Raw genomic sequence first — 14,516 nt, 5'->3', positions numbered from 1 at the left:
ACCGCGCGGCCTGCCGCGCGCCGCAACCAAAGTCCTCATGACCTCACAAGTTCTTGCCAAAATCGCCGACGCCATCGCCAGCGCTCCCACGTCCAGGCGCAGCGTGCTGGAATTGATCCTGCAAGACCCCCAGCGCGTACTGGACGAAAGTTTTGAGCAGCTGGCGCAGCGCGCCGGCAGCTCGGTGCCCACCATCATGCGCACCTGCCGCGACCTGGGCTACCCGGGCCTGCGTGAATTCAAGCTCGCGCTGGCGCAGGAAATGGCCGTGGGCGGCTCGCCGCTGAACCGGCGCGTGCGCATCGACGACGATACCCGCCAAGTGATCACCAAGGTGACGCGCGGCGCCGCCATCGTGATCAACAGCGTGCAGGCCCAGCTCAGCGTGGAGGCGACGCAGGCGGCGGCCGACGCCATCGTCGCCGGCGCCCGGGTCGATTGCTACGGTGTCGGCGTGACCTCCAACTTCATGGCCTCGGACTTGCAGGCGCGCTTGTTCCGCATGGGCCTGGCCGCCAACAGCTACCTGGATCCGCACCTGCAGCTGATCTCGGCCGCCACCATCGGCCCGCGCGGCGTGGTGATGGCCATCACGCACGTCGGCGGCATGCCCTCGCTGCTCGAGGCGGTGGACGTGGCGCGCTCGCAGGGCGCCACCGTCATCGCGCTGACGCAGCCCGGCTCACAGCTGGCGGCCTTGGCCGACATCGTGCTGGGTGTGGAAGTGGCACCCGACCCGGTGATGCCGGTAGGCCCCGAAGCCTACCTGGCGCACCTGACGGTCATCGAAATTCTCACCGTGCTCGTGGCGCAGCGGCTGGGCGACAAGGCGGTGAACCGGCTGGCAAACATCCAGCGCACGCTGGAGACGCGCGGCGTGGACATGCACCACCATCCCCGCCTCGACTGGGATGAAGGCGCCAAGCTCACGATAGGAAAAGTGCGATGACCCGCGCCACCCTGCTTGAAAACGGCCTGCTCGTGGACGGCTCCGGCGCGCCTGGCCGACCCGGCGATCTGCTGCTGGTGGACGACCGCATCGCGGCCATCGGCCCGGGCCTGCGCCATCGGCTGCCGCAAGGCCTGGCCGTCGCCGACGTCCAGGTGCACGACTGCACCGGCCTTGCCATCACGCCCGGCTTCATCGACGTCCATACGCACGACGATGCCATCGTGCTGAACGCACCCGGCATGTTTCCCAAGCTGTCGCAAGGTGTCACCACGGTGGTCACCGGCAACTGCGGCCTGTCTGTCGCGCCTTTTGTGGTGGAAGAACCGCAGGGCGCCCTCACCCTGCTGGGCAATTCGTTCAAGTACCCTTCGGTGGATGCCTATGCAGAGGCGGTGGCCGAGGCGCAGCCGGCCGTCAACGTGGCGCCGCTGATCGGCCACACCACGCTGCGTTATGCGTGCGTGGGGGACCTCAACCGCGCAGCTAGCGCCGAGGAAGTGGCCGCCATGTGCGCCCTGCTGGAGCAGTGCATGGCCCAGGGCGCGATCGGCATGTCTTCGGGCCTGTTCTATGCCGAAGCCATGCCGGCGCCGGCCGACGAGGTGACCGCTCTGGCGCGTGTCGTCGCGCGGTACGGCGGCATCTATGCCACCCACATGCGTTCAGAGATGGCCGACATCCTGGAAGCCATGCACGAGGCCGGCGATTGCGCCTTCGAGGCCGGCGTGCCGCTGGTGATCTCGCACCACAAATGCGCCGGCCCGGCCAACTGGGGCCGCACGCGCGAGACGCTGCCCTTGATCGATACGCTGGCCAAGCGCCAGGACATCGCGATGGATGTCTATCCCTATGTGGCCGGCTCGACGGTGCTGCGCGAAGACTTGGTTGACGGCGTCATCGACGTCCTCCTGAGTTGGTCCGCCCCGCATCCCGAAATGATGGGCCGCACGCTGGCCTCGATCGCCGAGGAATGGGGCGTGGATCAGAAAGCCGCCTGCCGCCGCCTGCAGCCCGGCGGCGCCTGCTATTTCCAGATGCACGAGGACGACGTCAAACGCGTGATGGCCCATCCGCTCTCCATGATCGGCTCCGACGGCCTGCCGCACGACCAGCATCCGCACCCGCGCCTGTGGGGCGCCTTCCCGCGCGTGCTGGCCCGCTACTGCCGTGAGCAAAACCTCTTTCCGCTCGAAACCGCCATCTACAAAATGACCGGCCTCTCGGCACGCAACTTCCGCCTGCACCAGCGCGGCCAGCTGCAGCCCGGCTGGCACGCCGACGTGGTCGTGCTGGACCCGGCCCGCGTGCGCGACGTGGCAACCTACCAGGAGCCGATCGCGGTGTCCGAAGGCATCGAGAAAGTGTTTGTGAACGGCGAGCTGGCCTATGTGGCTGGCGATGCCGATGCGGCGAATGCCAAGGTGCAGGTGAGGGCCGGGCGGCTGCTTAAGCGCGGCGCGGCCTGATACCCGCTTCCAGTTCCCTCTCCCTCTGGGAGAGGGTTAGGGTGAGGGCCCGCGGCCACCGACAGCCCTCCGTTCCAAGCACAGGCCGTCGGCCCTCACCCTGCCCTCTCCCAGAGGGAGAGGGAGTAAGAAAGGGCCTCGAGGGGTGGGCAGAGGCTCAGTCAGTCCAGACTGTCGACCGTGTCCGGATCCGGCACATCCCCAATCGCCTCGCGCGTCAGCGCAGCCTGGCTTTTGAGCCAGTCGCAAAAAGCCACGACCTCGGGCCTGGCCACGTTGCGCGGGCCCACGATCAGCCAGTAGCTCATGGGCGACTCCATGCGCGTTTGCGGCAGGGGCTCGACCAGGTCGCCCGAGGCCAGGCTTTCGGCGATCAGTGGCAGGCGCGCCAGCACCACGCCCTGGCCCGTCAGCGTCGCCTGCACCATCTGGTAGGCGTAATTGAAGTACAGCCAGCGCTTGGCCTCCAGCTTGGGGCTGGCGTGCTCGTCCAGCCAGCGCCGCCAGGTCAGCCATTCCAGGTGGGTCTGGTGGGCGTCGCCTGCCTCGATCAGGGTGAACTGCGCGAGGTCGTCGGGTTTTTTCAGGCGCGGCCCGCTTTTGAGCAGCCAGGGGCTGATGACCGGCGTGATCTGCTCGCCGAAAAGCCGTATCGCGCCCGGCGGCATGTGGCTGGCCGGGGCGTAGCGCAGGGCTAAATCCAGGTCCGAGATGTCCAGGTCCACCGCGACATCCGACGCATCAATCCGGATGTCGATATCGGGGTTGTCGCGCTGGAAGCCCTCCAGCCGCGGGATCAACCACATCGAGGCGAAGGAGGCGAAGGTGGTCAGCGACACGCTCTTGCGCCCGGCGCTCTGGCGTATCTGCCGCACCGCGTTGTCGATGCGCTCCAGCGAAGGCGTGACGGCCCGCAGCAGGATGCCGCCGGCATTGGTCAGCTCCACGGCCCGGGTGTGGCGGTGGAACAGGCTCACACCCACGTCCTCTTCCAGGCCCTGGATCTGGCGGCTCACGGCCGACTGGGTCAGGGCCAGTTCCTCCGAGGCGGCGCGGAAGTTGAGGTGACGCGCCACGGCCTCGAAAGCCCGGAGCTGGCCTGCGGAAATCGGCCGGGAACGCAAGTGTGTTTGTGAATGCAGCATGACAGTTCGAGGGTATTAGGGCAATTTCGGCCTGATTGATTGATGCGATTATGGAATGAATAGCTTACCGCGATTTCATTGGACCGCGCAAGCCGGCAGCGAGATGATTCAACCCTCATCACTCACTTTGTGCCTTTTTTGGAGAACATCATGGAACACTCAGCTTCTCACGCAGGCGACCGCTTTTTGCAACAGGCTACCGATGCCACCACCGGCCAGGTTGACGGGTTGGCGGGCTTCTGGAAGCTGGGTGCGGGACGGGCCCTGACCTTGCACGCCGCCCAGGCCGGTGTGTTGCGAATTGCGCATGGCCGGGTCTGGGCCACCTTCGATTCCGCCAGCCAGGACGCCGAGGTACGCGCCGGCGACCATTTCCTGAGCCGGGGCGAGAGCCTGACGCTCAAGGCCGGTGAGTCGCTCGTGATGGAGTCCTTCAGCGCGGGCCATGCCGCATCGGCCTATTTCAGCTGGGAGCCTGTTGCGGCCTGCGCCGCCGTCAGGCAGCCCGCCGCTGAGCCGGCCGGCTGGCGCGCCGGCGTGCTGCAGCCGCTGAGCGACTTGCGTGCCGCCTTCGGCCTGGCCGCCGGCGCCCTGGGCCGCCTGGCTCGCGGCCTGGTGCTGGGCGCGGCAGCGGCGCTTGAAGCCCTGCTGACCCCGCTGGCCATGGTTTTTTTGACCGCCCGCGCCCGCCCCATGGCGGCCGGCCACGACTTTGACACTTTCAAGGCCGACCAGCGCCGGCACCCGCACAACTACAACGTGCTGGCCATGTCCAACCTCGTCTAGTTCCGAGTCATACCGTTCTAGTCAGTGGCTCCTTCCGGAAGGGAGCTTTGAACCCGCGGCCGCAAGGCTGCGGGTTTTTTTATGCGCGGCTTTTTTTGGCCGGCGCCACCTTGGCTTTGGTTTTGGCCTTGGCGGGGGCTTTGGTTTTGGCTTTCGGCTTCTTGACCGGCTTGGCCGCGCGCGCCCTCAGCGCGCACTCCAGCGCCAGGCGCGCCCAGGGCAGCATCAGGGCCGGTGATTCCATGGCTTCCTCGGGCGCGCTGTAGTAGCCCAGGCTGTGCGGCGAAGTCACGCCGTTGCGGGTCATCTCGTAAGTGAAGCGGCTGCAGCCCTGGGCCTCGAACAGCGCACGCGTGCCCTCGTCGGCCTTGAGCCACAGAATCTCGCCGCCGCCCAGGTCGGCCACCAGGGCGAAGGTCAAGCCGTCGGTGCTGATGCCGAAACCGCCGAACATCCGTTTGGCGACGCAGGGCCCCACGCCCGACAGCAGTTCGCAGCAATACATCGCAAAATCGTTTTGAGGTGAGGCCATGCCGCAACGATAACAAAGCTGGTGTCACCCAGGAGCGCGGGAAGCGGCCGCAGGCCGCGATAATTTGCGCATGACCGCCGCATCCCAGACCCTCCCCCTTTCCGCCCGCGACACCGTTCCCCGGGCGCCCGTGCGTGTGGTGGTGATGGGCGTGGCCGGTTGCGGCAAGTCTGCTGTCGGGCGCCTGGTGGCCGAGCAACTGTCGCTGCCGCTGATTGAGGGCGACGACTTCCATCCGCCCGGCAACATCCGCAAGATGCAGCAGGGCATCGCCCTGGCCGACGAGGACCGCGAAGGCTGGCTGCGGCAGCTGGGCGCCGAACTGGCGCGCCACCCTGAAGGCGTGGTGCTGACCTGCTCGGCCCTGAAGGCCGCCTACCGCGACAGCCTGCGCGCCGCCGCCGCCGGCCTGCAGTTTGTGCACCTGTCCATCAGCCAGGCCGAGTCGCTGCGCCGCGTCTCCGTGCGCCCCGGCCACTTCTACCCGCCCAGCCTGGTGGCCAGCCAGTTCGAAGCCTTGCAGGATCCTTCGGCCGAACCCGGCGTGCTGACGCTGGCGGGTGATGCGCCGCTGGAATCACTGGCGCACAGCGCGGTGGACTGGCTGTCCGGCGCCGGCCGCCGCGGCTGAAGCGGCCCGGCCTCCGCTATCAGGGCGTACGCGCCTTCATGGTGTCGACCACGAGGTCGTGCAGCGCCTGCGCGGCCGCCGACAGGCTGCCCTCCTGCCGGCGCACCAGGTAAATCTTGCGCGTCAGGCCGCTGGCCGCCAACGGCCGGGTGACCAGGGTCTTGCGCTCAAAGTGAAACAGCGTCAGCGCGGGCACCACGCTGATGCCCAGCCCTGCCTCCACCATGCCCGCGGCGGTGGCCAACTGGTCGACCTCGAGCACCGTGTTGGCTTGCTGCGGATGCAGCGCCGCTTCCAACGCCTGCCGCACGCTGCTGTTGCGCGACATATGGATAAAAGGGTAGGGCGCCAATTTCTTCAGCGTCGGTGACGCCTCGGCCGCCAGCGGGTGGTCCTTGCGGCACACCAGGTAAAAGCGGTCGGTGCAGACCAGCCGCGTGCTCAGGCCCGCGTGGCTCACACCGGTGGAGGCCAGCGCGAAGTCGGCCTTGCCGCTCCTTACCAGGTCCACGCAGGCATCCGACAGCAGGTCGCTGAGGTTGAGCTCTATGCCCGGCCAGGCCTTCCTGAATTCGGCGAACACCGCGGGCAACCAGCCCGCCGCCAGCGAGGGCAGGGCCGCGATGTGCACCCGGCCCTTGCGGCGCTCCACATGGTCGTTCAGGTCGCTGAGAGCCGCGCCGAAATCGCCCACCAAGCGCCGCGCTGAATCGGCAAACAGGCGGCCCTCGGCCGTCAGTTCCACGCTGCGCGTGTCGCGATCAAACAGCCGCGTGTTGAGTTCACCCTCCAGCGTGCGTATCAGCGCGCTGAAGGCCGGCTGCGACAGGTGGCAGGTGGCTGCGGCCTGCGTGAAGCTGCGCTGCTCGGCCAGGGCCAGGAAGGCGCGCAGCTGGCGCAAGGAGAGGTTGGGTTGGGCCATTTATTTGTCATTCAAATCAATGAATCAGTATTTTCAATTTTACAAATAAATGCGCAAGGCCTAAATTCAGGGCTCCCACCACTCGTCCATGACTGAATCCACGCTTTCCCCTTTGTTGATAGGCTGCGCCGCCGGCTTTTCCGGCGACCGTGTCGATGCCGCCGGGCCGGTGGTGGACACGCTGATCGCGCGCGGCGGGCCGGCCTTCCTGATTTTTGAAACCCTGGCCGAACGCACGCTGGCGCTGGCGCAACTGCGCCGCCGCGCCGACCCCGATACCGGCTTCGAGCCGCTGCTGGACGACATGCTGCGCCCGGTGCTGGCGCGCTGCCTGGCGCACAACATCCGCATCGTGAGCAACTTCGGCGCAGCCAACCCGCTGGCGGCCGCGCGCCACATCCAGGCCATGGCCGCCGGCATGGGCCTGCCCGCGCCGCGCATCGCCGTGGTGGCGGGCGACGACCTGTCGGGTGAGGAACACGAAGCGCTGTTGCGTGCGCAGCTCGGCGCCGCGATGGACGGCATCCGCAAGGTCAGCGCCAATGCCTACATAGGCGCCGAAGCCATCGCCGCCGCGCTGGACGCCGGCGCACAGATCGTGGTGGCCGGGCGGGTGGCCGATCCTTCATTGACGGTGGGTCCGGCCATGTCGCATTTCGGCTGGCGCGCCGACGACTGGGACCGGCTGGCGCGCGCGACCATGGCGGGCCATCTGCTCGAGTGCGGTGCCCAGGTGTGCGGCGGCTATTTCGCCGATCCCGGCTACAAGGACGTGCCGGACCTTCACGCTGTGGGCTACCCCATCGCCGAGATCGACAGCGAGGGAAACTGCGTTATCGGCAAGGCGGCGCACACCGGCGGCGTGGTGAGCCTGGCCGGTGTCAAGGAGCAACTGCTGTATGAAGTCCACGACCCTGCCGCCTACCTCACGCCCGACGTGGTGGCCGACATCAGCGCCGCGCGGCTCAGCCCGGCCGGGCCCAACCGGGTGGCCCTGAGCGGTGTGCGCGGCCATGCGCGGCCGGCCAGCCTCAAAGTCAATGTCTGCCATGAAGGCGGCTGGCTGGCCGAAGGTGAAATCTCTTATGCCGGCCCTCGCGCCGAGGCGCGCGCCCGCCTGGCCGCCGAGGTGCTGCGCCGGCGCCTGCCGGAGCTCGCGCTGCGTGTGGACCTGATAGGCGCGCTCAGCATCATGGGCGACGACGCGGGCCGCTTGCTGGCGGATACCCCCGCGGGTGATGCGCGCGACGTGCGCCTGCGCGTGGCCGCGACCCATGCTGAGCGCGCGCAGGCCGAGCGGCTGCCGCGCGAAGTCACGGCGCTGTACTGCTGCGGCCCGGCCGGCGGCGGCGGCGTGCGCACTTCACTAACGCCGCGCCTCAATACCTTGTCTTGCCTGGTGCCGCGCGAGTCGGTGCCCTTGCGCTTTGAGATGCTGGAGATTGCGCAATGAGCGTCTCGCACATCACAGTGCCGTTGTACCGCGCCGCCCACGGCCGCACCGGTGACAAGGGCAACCGCTCCAACATCAGCGTGATCGCCTGGCATGCCGATCTTTACCCCGTGCTGCTGTCGCAAGTCACCGAGGCCGCGGTGGCACGACACTTTGCCCACAGGCAGCCGGCCCGCGTGCAGCGCTTTGAGCTGCCGGAGCTGGCGGCGCTCAATTTTGTGCTCGACGAGGTGCTGGACGGCGGCGTCAACGACGCGCTCAACCTGGACACCCACGGCAAGGCTCTGTCTTTCTGGCTGCTGGATTTGCCGATAGAGATTCCCGCTGCGCTGGCGCCCTTGCTGGCGGGGCCGCCCTGACGTTTTCGACAGACGGCGACTGACTTTCAATTCAAAAAAGGAGACAACATGACCCCCTCGACCCCTCACTTCACAAGCCCACGCATGCGCCCGCTGGTGCTCGCCGCCGCCGCGCTCTGCGCGCTGGCACCCGCGCTGGCGCCGGCCCAGGGCTTTCCCGACAAACCCATCACCTTCATCGTGCCCTTTGCCGCCGGCAGCGCGACCGACCAGCTGGCGCGCGCCATAGGCCAGGCCGTGACCAACGATAACAAGGTGAGCGTGGTGGTGGACAACAAGCCCGGCGCCAACAGCTTTATCGGCGCGCAGGCGGCGGCCAAGGCCAAGCCCGACGGCTACACCGTCTTCATCACCACCAACACCACGCAGTCGGCCAATGAGCACCTGTTCAAGAAGCTGCCTTATGACCCGGTCAAGGACTTCGCGCCGCTCACGGCCCTGGGGCGCGGCGGCCAGATCATGGTTGTCAACCCGGCGTTGCCGGTGAACAGCGTGGCCGATTTCATCAAGCTGGCCAAATCCAAACCGGGCAAGCTGTCCTTCGGCAGCGGCAGCTCCTCCAGCCGCGTCGCGGGCGAGCAGTTCAAGCAGATGACGGGCACCTACATCCTGAACATTCCCTACAAGAGCAACCCGCCGGCCGTGACCGACCTGCTGGGCGGGCAGATCGACATGATGATCACCGACATGGCCACCGGCCTGCCGCAGGTCAAGGCCGGCAAGCTCAAGGCGCTGGGCGTGTCCACGCGGCAGCGCTCGCCGCTGGCGCCGGATGTGCCCACCATTGCCGAGGCCGGCGTGAAGGGCTATGAGATGACCTACTGGTTTGCCGCCTAYGCGCCCGCCGGCACGCCGGCCGACGTGGTGGCCAAGCTGGCCGAGATGCTCGCGCGCGCCGCGCGCAGCACTTCGGCGGCGCCCTTCTACCAGTCCAGCGGCACGGAGATCTTCACCAGCAACCCGGAGGAATTGCGCAAGTTCCAGGCGAGCGAAACCCTCAAGTGGGGAAAAATCATCAAGGCGGCGGGCATAGAGCCTGAATAAGGGCAGGGGAGCCGCGGGGTTTCGGGATTCAACTATTCGTAATGCATTACGTTTAAGTAAAATCCCCGGGCAAAGCCGGCGGCGGCTGCTCCGCCTTCCGCCGCGCCCCCACCCAGGAAACCCCATGGCCAAAGCCTTCGCCTCCCAGTCCGACCTGACCGACAAGCAGATCACCTTCGAACAACTCAGCGCGCATTGCTGGGCCTACACCGCCGAGGGCGACCCCAACTCCGGCGTCATCATCGGCGACAAGTTCATCATGGTCAGCGACGCCACGGCCACGCCGGCGATGGCGCAGGACCTGATCGCGCGCATACGCACGGTGAGCGACAAGCCCATCAAGTACGTGCTGCTCACGCACTACCACGCGGTGCGCGTGCTGGGCGCCAGCGCCTACGCGGCCGAGGGCGCGACCGAAATCATCGCCAGCCAGGGAACCTACGAACTGATCGTCGAGCGCGGCGCGCAGGACATGCAAAGCGAGATGGAGCGCTTCCCGCGCCTTTTTCGCAACGCCGAAAGCGTGCCCGGCCTCACCTGGCCGACCCTGGTGATAGCCGGCGGCAATCCGGTCAAGGGCGAAGTCCCCGGCAAGCTGGTGCTGGACCTGGGCGGCGTGAAGGTGCAAGTCTGGCACCCCGGCCCCGGCCACACGCGCGGCGACACGATCGCCTGGATTGAAGAGGAGAAAGTGCTGTTCTCCGGCGACCTGGTCGAATACGAGGCTGGTGTCTACACCGGCGACGCCCAGCTCGAGGAATGGCCCGCCACCCTGGAAGCCCTGCGCGCGCTCAAGGCCGAGGCCATAGTCCCCGGCCGCGGCGAGGCCATGAAGGGCGCGGCCAACGTCAACAAGGCGCTGGATTACACCAAGCGCTGGGTCGAAACCCTGTACAAGGCCGGCAAGGAAGCGGCGGCCGCTGGCATGGACCTCAAGGCCGCGATGGCCCACACGCGCAAAAGCATGGACCCGGTCTTCGGCCATGTGTTCATCTACGAGCACTGCCTGCCCTTTGACGTGAGCCGCGCCTTTGACGAAGCCAGCGGCATCAAGAACCCGCGCATCTGGACCGCGCAGCGCGACCAGGAAATGTGGAGCGCGCTCCAGGGTTAGGGCCGTCGAACTCAGGAATCCAGGTCCAGCCCGGACAGCAGCCCCGCAAAAGCATCGAGCGCGGCCTGGCCGTCCATGTGCTCCATGCGTTCGAGCACGTCGTCATCCTCGACCAGGCAGTAGCCCAGGCTGAAGCGCTTGAATCGCCGGGCGGCCAGCTCGCCATGGTGCAGAACCTGCAGGTTGAGGTGGCGGCTGTCCTGGCGTATGCGCTCCAGCAGTGCCAGCACCTGTTTCTGCCCGCCCTCCAGCTGCTGGCAAAAACGCATGCCGTCAAAGATCAGCAGGCCGGTGATGCCACGCTCCGCGTTGGCCTGCCGGGCCTTGGCGGCGATATCTCCCACAGCGCTGAGCGGCGCTTCAGGGGCCAGCGTGCTGACATAAAGGATTTCATACAGGGAGGTGCTTGTGAGTGTCATCGCGGCACAATGTAGCGGCACGCCTCGCACCGCACAATGTCAAAAGACACAGGGATATGCACCTAAGATAAGTCTTTTATGAACATCCCAACGCCAACTTCAGCGATCTGCCCGCCGCAGTGCAATGCCTGCGGTTTGCGCAGGACCGGGGCCTTCATGCCGGTGAACGCCGAAGAGCTGAAGTTCATCGAAGCCTTCCGCACCGGCACCACCGCGGTGAAGGCCGGCGGCACCATTCTTTATGAGCAAAAGCCCAACGGCAAACTCTTCACGCTGTACTCGGGCTGGGCCTTTCGCTACAAAACCCTGAGCGACGGCCGCCGGCAAATCCTCAATTTTTTGCTGCCCGGTGATTTCATCGGCCTGCAACAGAAGTTCGCCGACGGCCCCATGCACGGCATCGAAGCCGTGACCGACACCAGCCTCTGCGTGTTTCCGCGCGAAAGGCTGTGGGAGTTGTTCCGCAATTTCCCCAACCTGGGTTATGACATCACCTGGCTGGCGGCGCGCGAAGAGGGCATGGTGGACGACCACCTGCTGACCGCCGGGCGGCGCAACGCCACGGAACGCGTGGCCATGCTGCTGATGCACCTGTTCCGCCGGCTGGAGCGCGTGGGCATGGCCGAAGGCGGTATGGTCGAATTTCCCATCAACCAGCAGCACATTGCCGACACGCTCGGCCTGTCGCTGGTGCATACCAACAAGACGCTTCGGCGATTGCGCCAGCTGGGCCTGCACGAAATCCAGGACGGCAAGCTGCGCCTGCTCAACACCCGGGCCCTGGAGCGCATTGCCGACTATTACGATTCCCCGCCTCCGCAGGTTCCCTTGCTTTGACCGGTGTTTGAAGAGGTATTTGAGGAGGTGCTTGAGGGCGTGCCCAACGGGTGCAGTCTTCCGGTGTAGGCAGGCGCCGACAACAAGGCCCTTGGGCGGATGACAGGCACGCCGCGCCTCCGGTTTTAAGGTGGTGGTTTTCCCGCGTTGCCCACCAGCCTGGGCAACACCGGAACCAGGAGGACCTTTCATGTACCGTACCCAGGCCCCAGGCGCACGCCTGCAGCAGCAACCGCCCCGCGTGGCCAACCGCCAGCAACAGCAAAGCAGCGGCTCACGCGAATTCCAGCCGCACCGGTCCGTGGGCGATGGCCCCTCAGGCCAATTTGGGGACGAGCGTGATGAGGGTATACGGCCCTACCAGGACAAGCACGTGGAGGCCTTCCAAGGCTGAGCCGGCGCTGCGAGATTCTGGGGGTTTCCGGGAATTTCTGTGAATCCTAGGACGTCTGCGCGTGCAGCGTCCTGAAGTCCTGCTCGTAGCGGTGCAGGTTTTCCACGGCCTTGTGGCGTTGCGCCGCCGTCGTGCTGTTGTGCAGTTCGGCCAGCGTGACGCAGGCTTCCTGCGTCAGCTTGTCCATGTAATCGCGGTACGACGCATCCGGCGAGGTGAGGGTCCGCTCAAACAGACCGCGCATCGCCGCCTGCGTTTTCTCGGGCGTGCCCTGGCCGGCCACCAGCGGGCGCAGCGTGTGCAAGGCGTCCTGCTGGCGGCGGATCTTTTCCGCGTAGCTGCGCGGCGCGTCGAAGTGTGAGGTGTCGATGCGGCGCTCAATCACGGCCAGCTGCTTTTTCTCCAGCCGGCCGTAAAGCATCTCGGCGCGCTTCACGGCCTCTTTGTAGCGCTTGTCGCGCTGGGCCTTGGGCGATGCTTCCAGGAAATCGTCGCGATACTCGTCATTGCTCCTGGCGAAGCGGCGCTCCAGGGTTTTCAACTGCCCGGCCTGCAGCGAGCCCACCAGCGTCGCCATGGGCGGCTCCGCCTGGCGCGACAGCGTGACCAGCTTGCCGCGCACATCCGCGTAGATCGCACAGGCCGCTGCGGCGTCCATGTCGGCGGGCATTTGCTGCTGCAGTTTTTGGAGGGCCTCGATGTAACCGGGCAGTTGCGTCTGCCGGTGCCAGGCCTGCAATTTTTCCAGGTCGGCCTTGACCTGCAGGCTTTGCGCGTCGGTGAAGTCGAAATGGCGGTCCAGCTGCCAATAGGCCAGTTCGGGCGCCTGGTTGTAAGCCACTTTCATCAGGCTACAACTCTGCAACAGCCCCGCCAGCGCCAGGACGGCCAGCCCGCCGATAATCCTCGTGCAGCGTCCCGTGCCCGCACCGGCGGCCCGCGGGCGCGTCATCACCCCAAGATTCAGAGGAAATTTCATGGCAACCCCAATCGATGTCGTCATCATGGCCGCGGGCAAAGGCACGCGGATGAAAAGCAGTTTGCCTAAAGTGTTACACCGTTTGGGCGGGAAAGCTTTGCTCGCGCATGTCATCGAATGCGCCGCCTCCGTGTCGGCGCGCCAGGCGGTGGTCATTACCGGGCATGGCGCGGCCGAGGTCGAGGCCGCCTGCGGCCGTTTCAGCCAGGCCGCCGGCGCCCAGGTGGCCTTGCAGTTCGCGCGCCAGGAGCCGCAGCTCGGCACCGGCCACGCGGTGCAGCAGGCGCTTCCCCTGCTGGCCGACGACGGCGTGACGCTGGTGCTGTCGGGCGACGTGCCGCTCACCCAGGCCGCCACGCTGCAGGCGCTGATTGCCCAGTGCGACGGCCAGCGCCTGGCGCTGCTCACGCTCAGCATGGCCGACCCCACCGGTTACGGCCGCATCGTGCGCGCCGGCCCCGAGGCATCCTCACAGGTGCGCGCCATCGTCGAACACAAGGACGCCAGCGACGCCCAGCGCGAGATCCGCGAAATCTACAGCGGCATCATGGCCGTGCCCACGCGCCTCCTGCGCAGCTGGCTGGGGCGGCTCGACAACAAAAACGCCCAGGGTGAGTACTACCTCACCGACATCGTGAAATTCGCCGTGGCCGACGGCGTGGCCGTCGTAGCCCACCAGATCACCGATGCCGCCCAGGTGGCCGGGGTCAACAGCCCGGTGCAACTGGCCGAGCTTGAGCGCGTCCACCAAAGCCGCCTGGCCGTCGCGCTGATGGAGCAGGGCGTGCGCCTGGCCGACCCGGCCCGGCTCGACCTGCGCGGCACGCTCACCTGCGGCCGGGACGTCGAAATCGATGTGAACTGTGTTTTTGAAGGCGCCGTTTCTTTGGGCGACGGCGTGCGCATAGGCGCCAACTGCGTGATCGCCAACTGCAGCATCGCCGCCGGCGCCGTGATTCATCCTTTCACCCATATCGACGGTGAAAAGCTCGGTGTGCAGGTGGGTGAGGGCGCGCTCATCGGCCCCTTCGCCCGCCTGCGCCCCGGCGCGCAGCTGGGCGCCGAGGTGCATATCGGCAATTTTGTCGAGGTCAAAAACTCCACCCTCGCCAAAGGCGCCAAGGCCAACCACCTGGCTTACCTGGGCGACGCCACCGTGGGCGAACGCGTCAACTACGGCGCCGGCAGCATCACCGCCAACTACGACGGTGCCAACAAGCACCGCACGGTGATTGAGGCCGACGTGCACATCGGCAGCAATTGTGTGTTGGTGGCGCCTGTGACCATAGGCGCTGGTGGAACCGTGGGGGGCGGCTCTACCATTACGAAGAGCACGCCGCCCGAGGCGCTCAGTGTGGCGCGCGGCAAGCAGGTCAGCCTGCCAAACTGGAAGCGGCCGGCCAAGGCTCCGCGCTCTTCCTGAACGCCACTCCGGGTATTCCCGGGGTGGCCGAAATCGTGGTTACATGACGTAACATCGGGG

The 14,516-nt window shown here is 66.7% G+C and carries 16 protein-coding genes; 11 read left to right on the top strand and 5 right to left on the bottom strand.

What is annotated here, in order from left to right; all coding sequences use genetic code 11:
* Positions 1-37: 37 nt before the first annotated feature.
* Positions 38-949 (top strand): MurR/RpiR family transcriptional regulator, encoded by a 912-nt coding sequence (locus AC1DXS_RS17165; protein WP_477738685.1) that lies wholly within the window; start codon positions 38-40, stop codon positions 947-949.
* The gene (locus tag AC1DXS_RS17160) at positions 946-2,418 is read left to right on the top strand and encodes an N-acyl-D-amino-acid deacylase family protein (RefSeq protein ID WP_477738684.1); all 1,473 of its coding nucleotides are present in this window, start codon (positions 946-948) and stop codon (positions 2,416-2,418) included. The genes AC1DXS_RS17165 and AC1DXS_RS17160 overlap by 4 nt, the downstream gene beginning before the upstream one ends.
* 161 nt (positions 2,419-2,579) lie before the next feature.
* Here AC1DXS_RS17160 and AC1DXS_RS17155 read toward each other — a convergent pair whose 3' ends face one another.
* Entirely contained in the window at positions 2,580-3,563 is a 984-nt protein-coding gene (locus AC1DXS_RS17155) for a LysR substrate-binding domain-containing protein (RefSeq protein ID WP_074579566.1), read from the bottom strand.
* A gap of 150 nt (positions 3,564-3,713) precedes the next feature.
* Between AC1DXS_RS17155 and AC1DXS_RS17150 the strand changes: the two genes are divergently transcribed.
* On the top strand, positions 3,714-4,349 hold the full coding sequence (locus AC1DXS_RS17150; RefSeq protein WP_477738683.1) for a DUF2917 domain-containing protein: 636 nt from the start codon (positions 3,714-3,716) through the stop codon (positions 4,347-4,349).
* Positions 4,350-4,428: 79 nt separating this feature from the next.
* On the opposite strand, the gene AC1DXS_RS17145 is transcribed toward AC1DXS_RS17150, so the two are convergent.
* Positions 4,429-4,881, bottom strand: coding sequence for a TfoX/Sxy family protein (locus AC1DXS_RS17145; protein WP_477738682.1), 453 nt, complete (start codon positions 4,879-4,881; stop codon positions 4,429-4,431).
* 70 nt (positions 4,882-4,951) lie between these two features.
* Here AC1DXS_RS17145 and AC1DXS_RS17140 point away from each other — a divergent pair, with 70 nt between their 5' ends.
* Positions 4,952-5,512, top strand: a complete 561-nt coding sequence (locus AC1DXS_RS17140) for a gluconokinase (protein ID WP_477738681.1) — start codon at positions 4,952-4,954, stop codon at positions 5,510-5,512.
* Between the two features lie 19 nt (positions 5,513-5,531).
* Here AC1DXS_RS17140 and AC1DXS_RS17135 read toward each other — a convergent pair whose 3' ends face one another.
* Positions 5,532-6,434, bottom strand: a complete 903-nt coding sequence (locus AC1DXS_RS17135; RefSeq protein ID WP_477738680.1) for a LysR family transcriptional regulator — start codon at positions 6,432-6,434, stop codon at positions 5,532-5,534.
* Positions 6,435-6,522: 88 nt separating this feature from the next.
* On the opposite strand from AC1DXS_RS17135, the gene AC1DXS_RS17130 reads away from it, so the two are divergent.
* From AC1DXS_RS17130 to AC1DXS_RS17115, 4 genes are all read left to right on the top strand, one after another.
* Positions 6,523-7,887, top strand: a complete 1,365-nt coding sequence (locus AC1DXS_RS17130; protein ID WP_477738679.1) for an acyclic terpene utilization AtuA family protein — start codon at positions 6,523-6,525, stop codon at positions 7,885-7,887.
* Positions 7,884-8,246 (top strand): AtuA-related protein, encoded by a 363-nt coding sequence (locus tag AC1DXS_RS17125; RefSeq protein WP_477738678.1) that lies wholly within the window; start codon positions 7,884-7,886, stop codon positions 8,244-8,246. Before AC1DXS_RS17130 ends, AC1DXS_RS17125 begins: the two co-directional genes overlap by 4 nt.
* A 48-nt stretch (positions 8,247-8,294) precedes the next feature.
* Positions 8,295-9,290 (top strand): Bug family tripartite tricarboxylate transporter substrate binding protein, encoded by a 996-nt coding sequence (locus AC1DXS_RS17120; protein ID WP_477738677.1) that lies wholly within the window; start codon positions 8,295-8,297, stop codon positions 9,288-9,290.
* A gap of 124 nt (positions 9,291-9,414) precedes the next feature.
* On the top strand, positions 9,415-10,404 hold the full coding sequence (locus AC1DXS_RS17115) for an MBL fold metallo-hydrolase (RefSeq protein ID WP_477738676.1): 990 nt from the start codon (positions 9,415-9,417) through the stop codon (positions 10,402-10,404).
* A gap of 11 nt (positions 10,405-10,415) precedes the next feature.
* Here the strand turns inward: AC1DXS_RS17115 and AC1DXS_RS17110 are convergent, their stop codons facing one another.
* The gene (locus AC1DXS_RS17110; RefSeq protein ID WP_477738675.1) at positions 10,416-10,823 is read right to left on the bottom strand and encodes a BLUF domain-containing protein; all 408 of its coding nucleotides are present in this window, start codon (positions 10,821-10,823) and stop codon (positions 10,416-10,418) included.
* Between the two features lie 78 nt (positions 10,824-10,901).
* Here AC1DXS_RS17110 and AC1DXS_RS17105 point away from each other — a divergent pair, with 78 nt between their 5' ends.
* Positions 10,902-11,660, top strand: coding sequence for a Crp/Fnr family transcriptional regulator (locus AC1DXS_RS17105; RefSeq protein ID WP_477738674.1), 759 nt, complete (start codon positions 10,902-10,904; stop codon positions 11,658-11,660).
* A gap of 190 nt (positions 11,661-11,850) precedes the next feature.
* Positions 11,851-12,054, top strand: coding sequence for a hypothetical protein (locus AC1DXS_RS17100; protein ID WP_477738673.1), 204 nt, complete (start codon positions 11,851-11,853; stop codon positions 12,052-12,054).
* Positions 12,055-12,100: 46 nt separating this feature from the next.
* On the opposite strand, the gene AC1DXS_RS17095 is transcribed toward AC1DXS_RS17100, so the two are convergent.
* Entirely contained in the window at positions 12,101-13,033 is a 933-nt protein-coding gene (locus tag AC1DXS_RS17095; protein WP_477738672.1) for a DUF6279 family lipoprotein, read from the bottom strand.
* Here AC1DXS_RS17095 and glmU point away from each other — a divergent pair.
* The gene (gene glmU / locus AC1DXS_RS17090) at positions 13,032-14,456 is read left to right on the top strand and encodes a bifunctional UDP-N-acetylglucosamine diphosphorylase/glucosamine-1-phosphate N-acetyltransferase GlmU (protein WP_477738671.1); all 1,425 of its coding nucleotides are present in this window, start codon (positions 13,032-13,034) and stop codon (positions 14,454-14,456) included. The two genes, AC1DXS_RS17095 and glmU, sit on opposite strands and share 2 nt — an antisense overlap.
* The last annotated feature ends 60 nt before the right edge of the window (positions 14,457-14,516 follow it).

The sequence above is a fragment of the Polaromonas sp. P3_B1 genome (genome assembly GCF_056402935.1).
The sequence above is the reverse complement of the archived record's forward strand: the minus strand, read 5'-3'. Positions and strand labels throughout refer to the sequence as shown.

What these genes read in the sequence shown, in the direction of transcription:
- AC1DXS_RS17130 (WP_477738679.1), top strand. Translation starts at nt 6,523, where the DNA reads ATGACTGAATCCACGCTTTCCCCTTTGTTGATAGGCTGCGCCGCCGGC.
- AC1DXS_RS17105 (WP_477738674.1), top strand. Translation starts at nt 10,902, where the DNA reads ATGAACATCCCAACGCCAACTTCAGCGATCTGCCCGCCGCAGTGCAAT.
- AC1DXS_RS17125 (WP_477738678.1), top strand. Translation starts at nt 7,884, where the DNA reads ATGAGCGTCTCGCACATCACAGTGCCGTTGTACCGCGCCGCCCACGGC.
- AC1DXS_RS17165 (WP_477738685.1), top strand. Translation starts at nt 38, where the DNA reads ATGACCTCACAAGTTCTTGCCAAAATCGCCGACGCCATCGCCAGCGCT.
- AC1DXS_RS17095 (WP_477738672.1), bottom strand. Translation starts at nt 13,033, where the DNA reads ATGAAATTTCCTCTGAATCTTGGGGTGATGACGCGCCCGCGGGCCGCC.
- AC1DXS_RS17110 (WP_477738675.1), bottom strand. Translation starts at nt 10,823, where the DNA reads ATGACACTCACAAGCACCTCCCTGTATGAAATCCTTTATGTCAGCACG.
- AC1DXS_RS17135 (WP_477738680.1), bottom strand. Translation starts at nt 6,434, where the DNA reads ATGGCCCAACCCAACCTCTCCTTGCGCCAGCTGCGCGCCTTCCTGGCC.
- AC1DXS_RS17145 (WP_477738682.1), bottom strand. Translation starts at nt 4,881, where the DNA reads ATGGCCTCACCTCAAAACGATTTTGCGATGTATTGCTGCGAACTGCTG.
- AC1DXS_RS17160 (WP_477738684.1), top strand. Translation starts at nt 946, where the DNA reads ATGACCCGCGCCACCCTGCTTGAAAACGGCCTGCTCGTGGACGGCTCC.
- AC1DXS_RS17100 (WP_477738673.1), top strand. Translation starts at nt 11,851, where the DNA reads ATGTACCGTACCCAGGCCCCAGGCGCACGCCTGCAGCAGCAACCGCCC.
- AC1DXS_RS17150 (WP_477738683.1), top strand. Translation starts at nt 3,714, where the DNA reads ATGGAACACTCAGCTTCTCACGCAGGCGACCGCTTTTTGCAACAGGCT.
- AC1DXS_RS17155 (WP_074579566.1), bottom strand. Translation starts at nt 3,563, where the DNA reads ATGCTGCATTCACAAACACACTTGCGTTCCCGGCCGATTTCCGCAGGC.
- AC1DXS_RS17140 (WP_477738681.1), top strand. Translation starts at nt 4,952, where the DNA reads ATGACCGCCGCATCCCAGACCCTCCCCCTTTCCGCCCGCGACACCGTT.
- AC1DXS_RS17115 (WP_477738676.1), top strand. Translation starts at nt 9,415, where the DNA reads ATGGCCAAAGCCTTCGCCTCCCAGTCCGACCTGACCGACAAGCAGATC.
- glmU (WP_477738671.1), top strand. Translation starts at nt 13,032, where the DNA reads ATGGCAACCCCAATCGATGTCGTCATCATGGCCGCGGGCAAAGGCACG.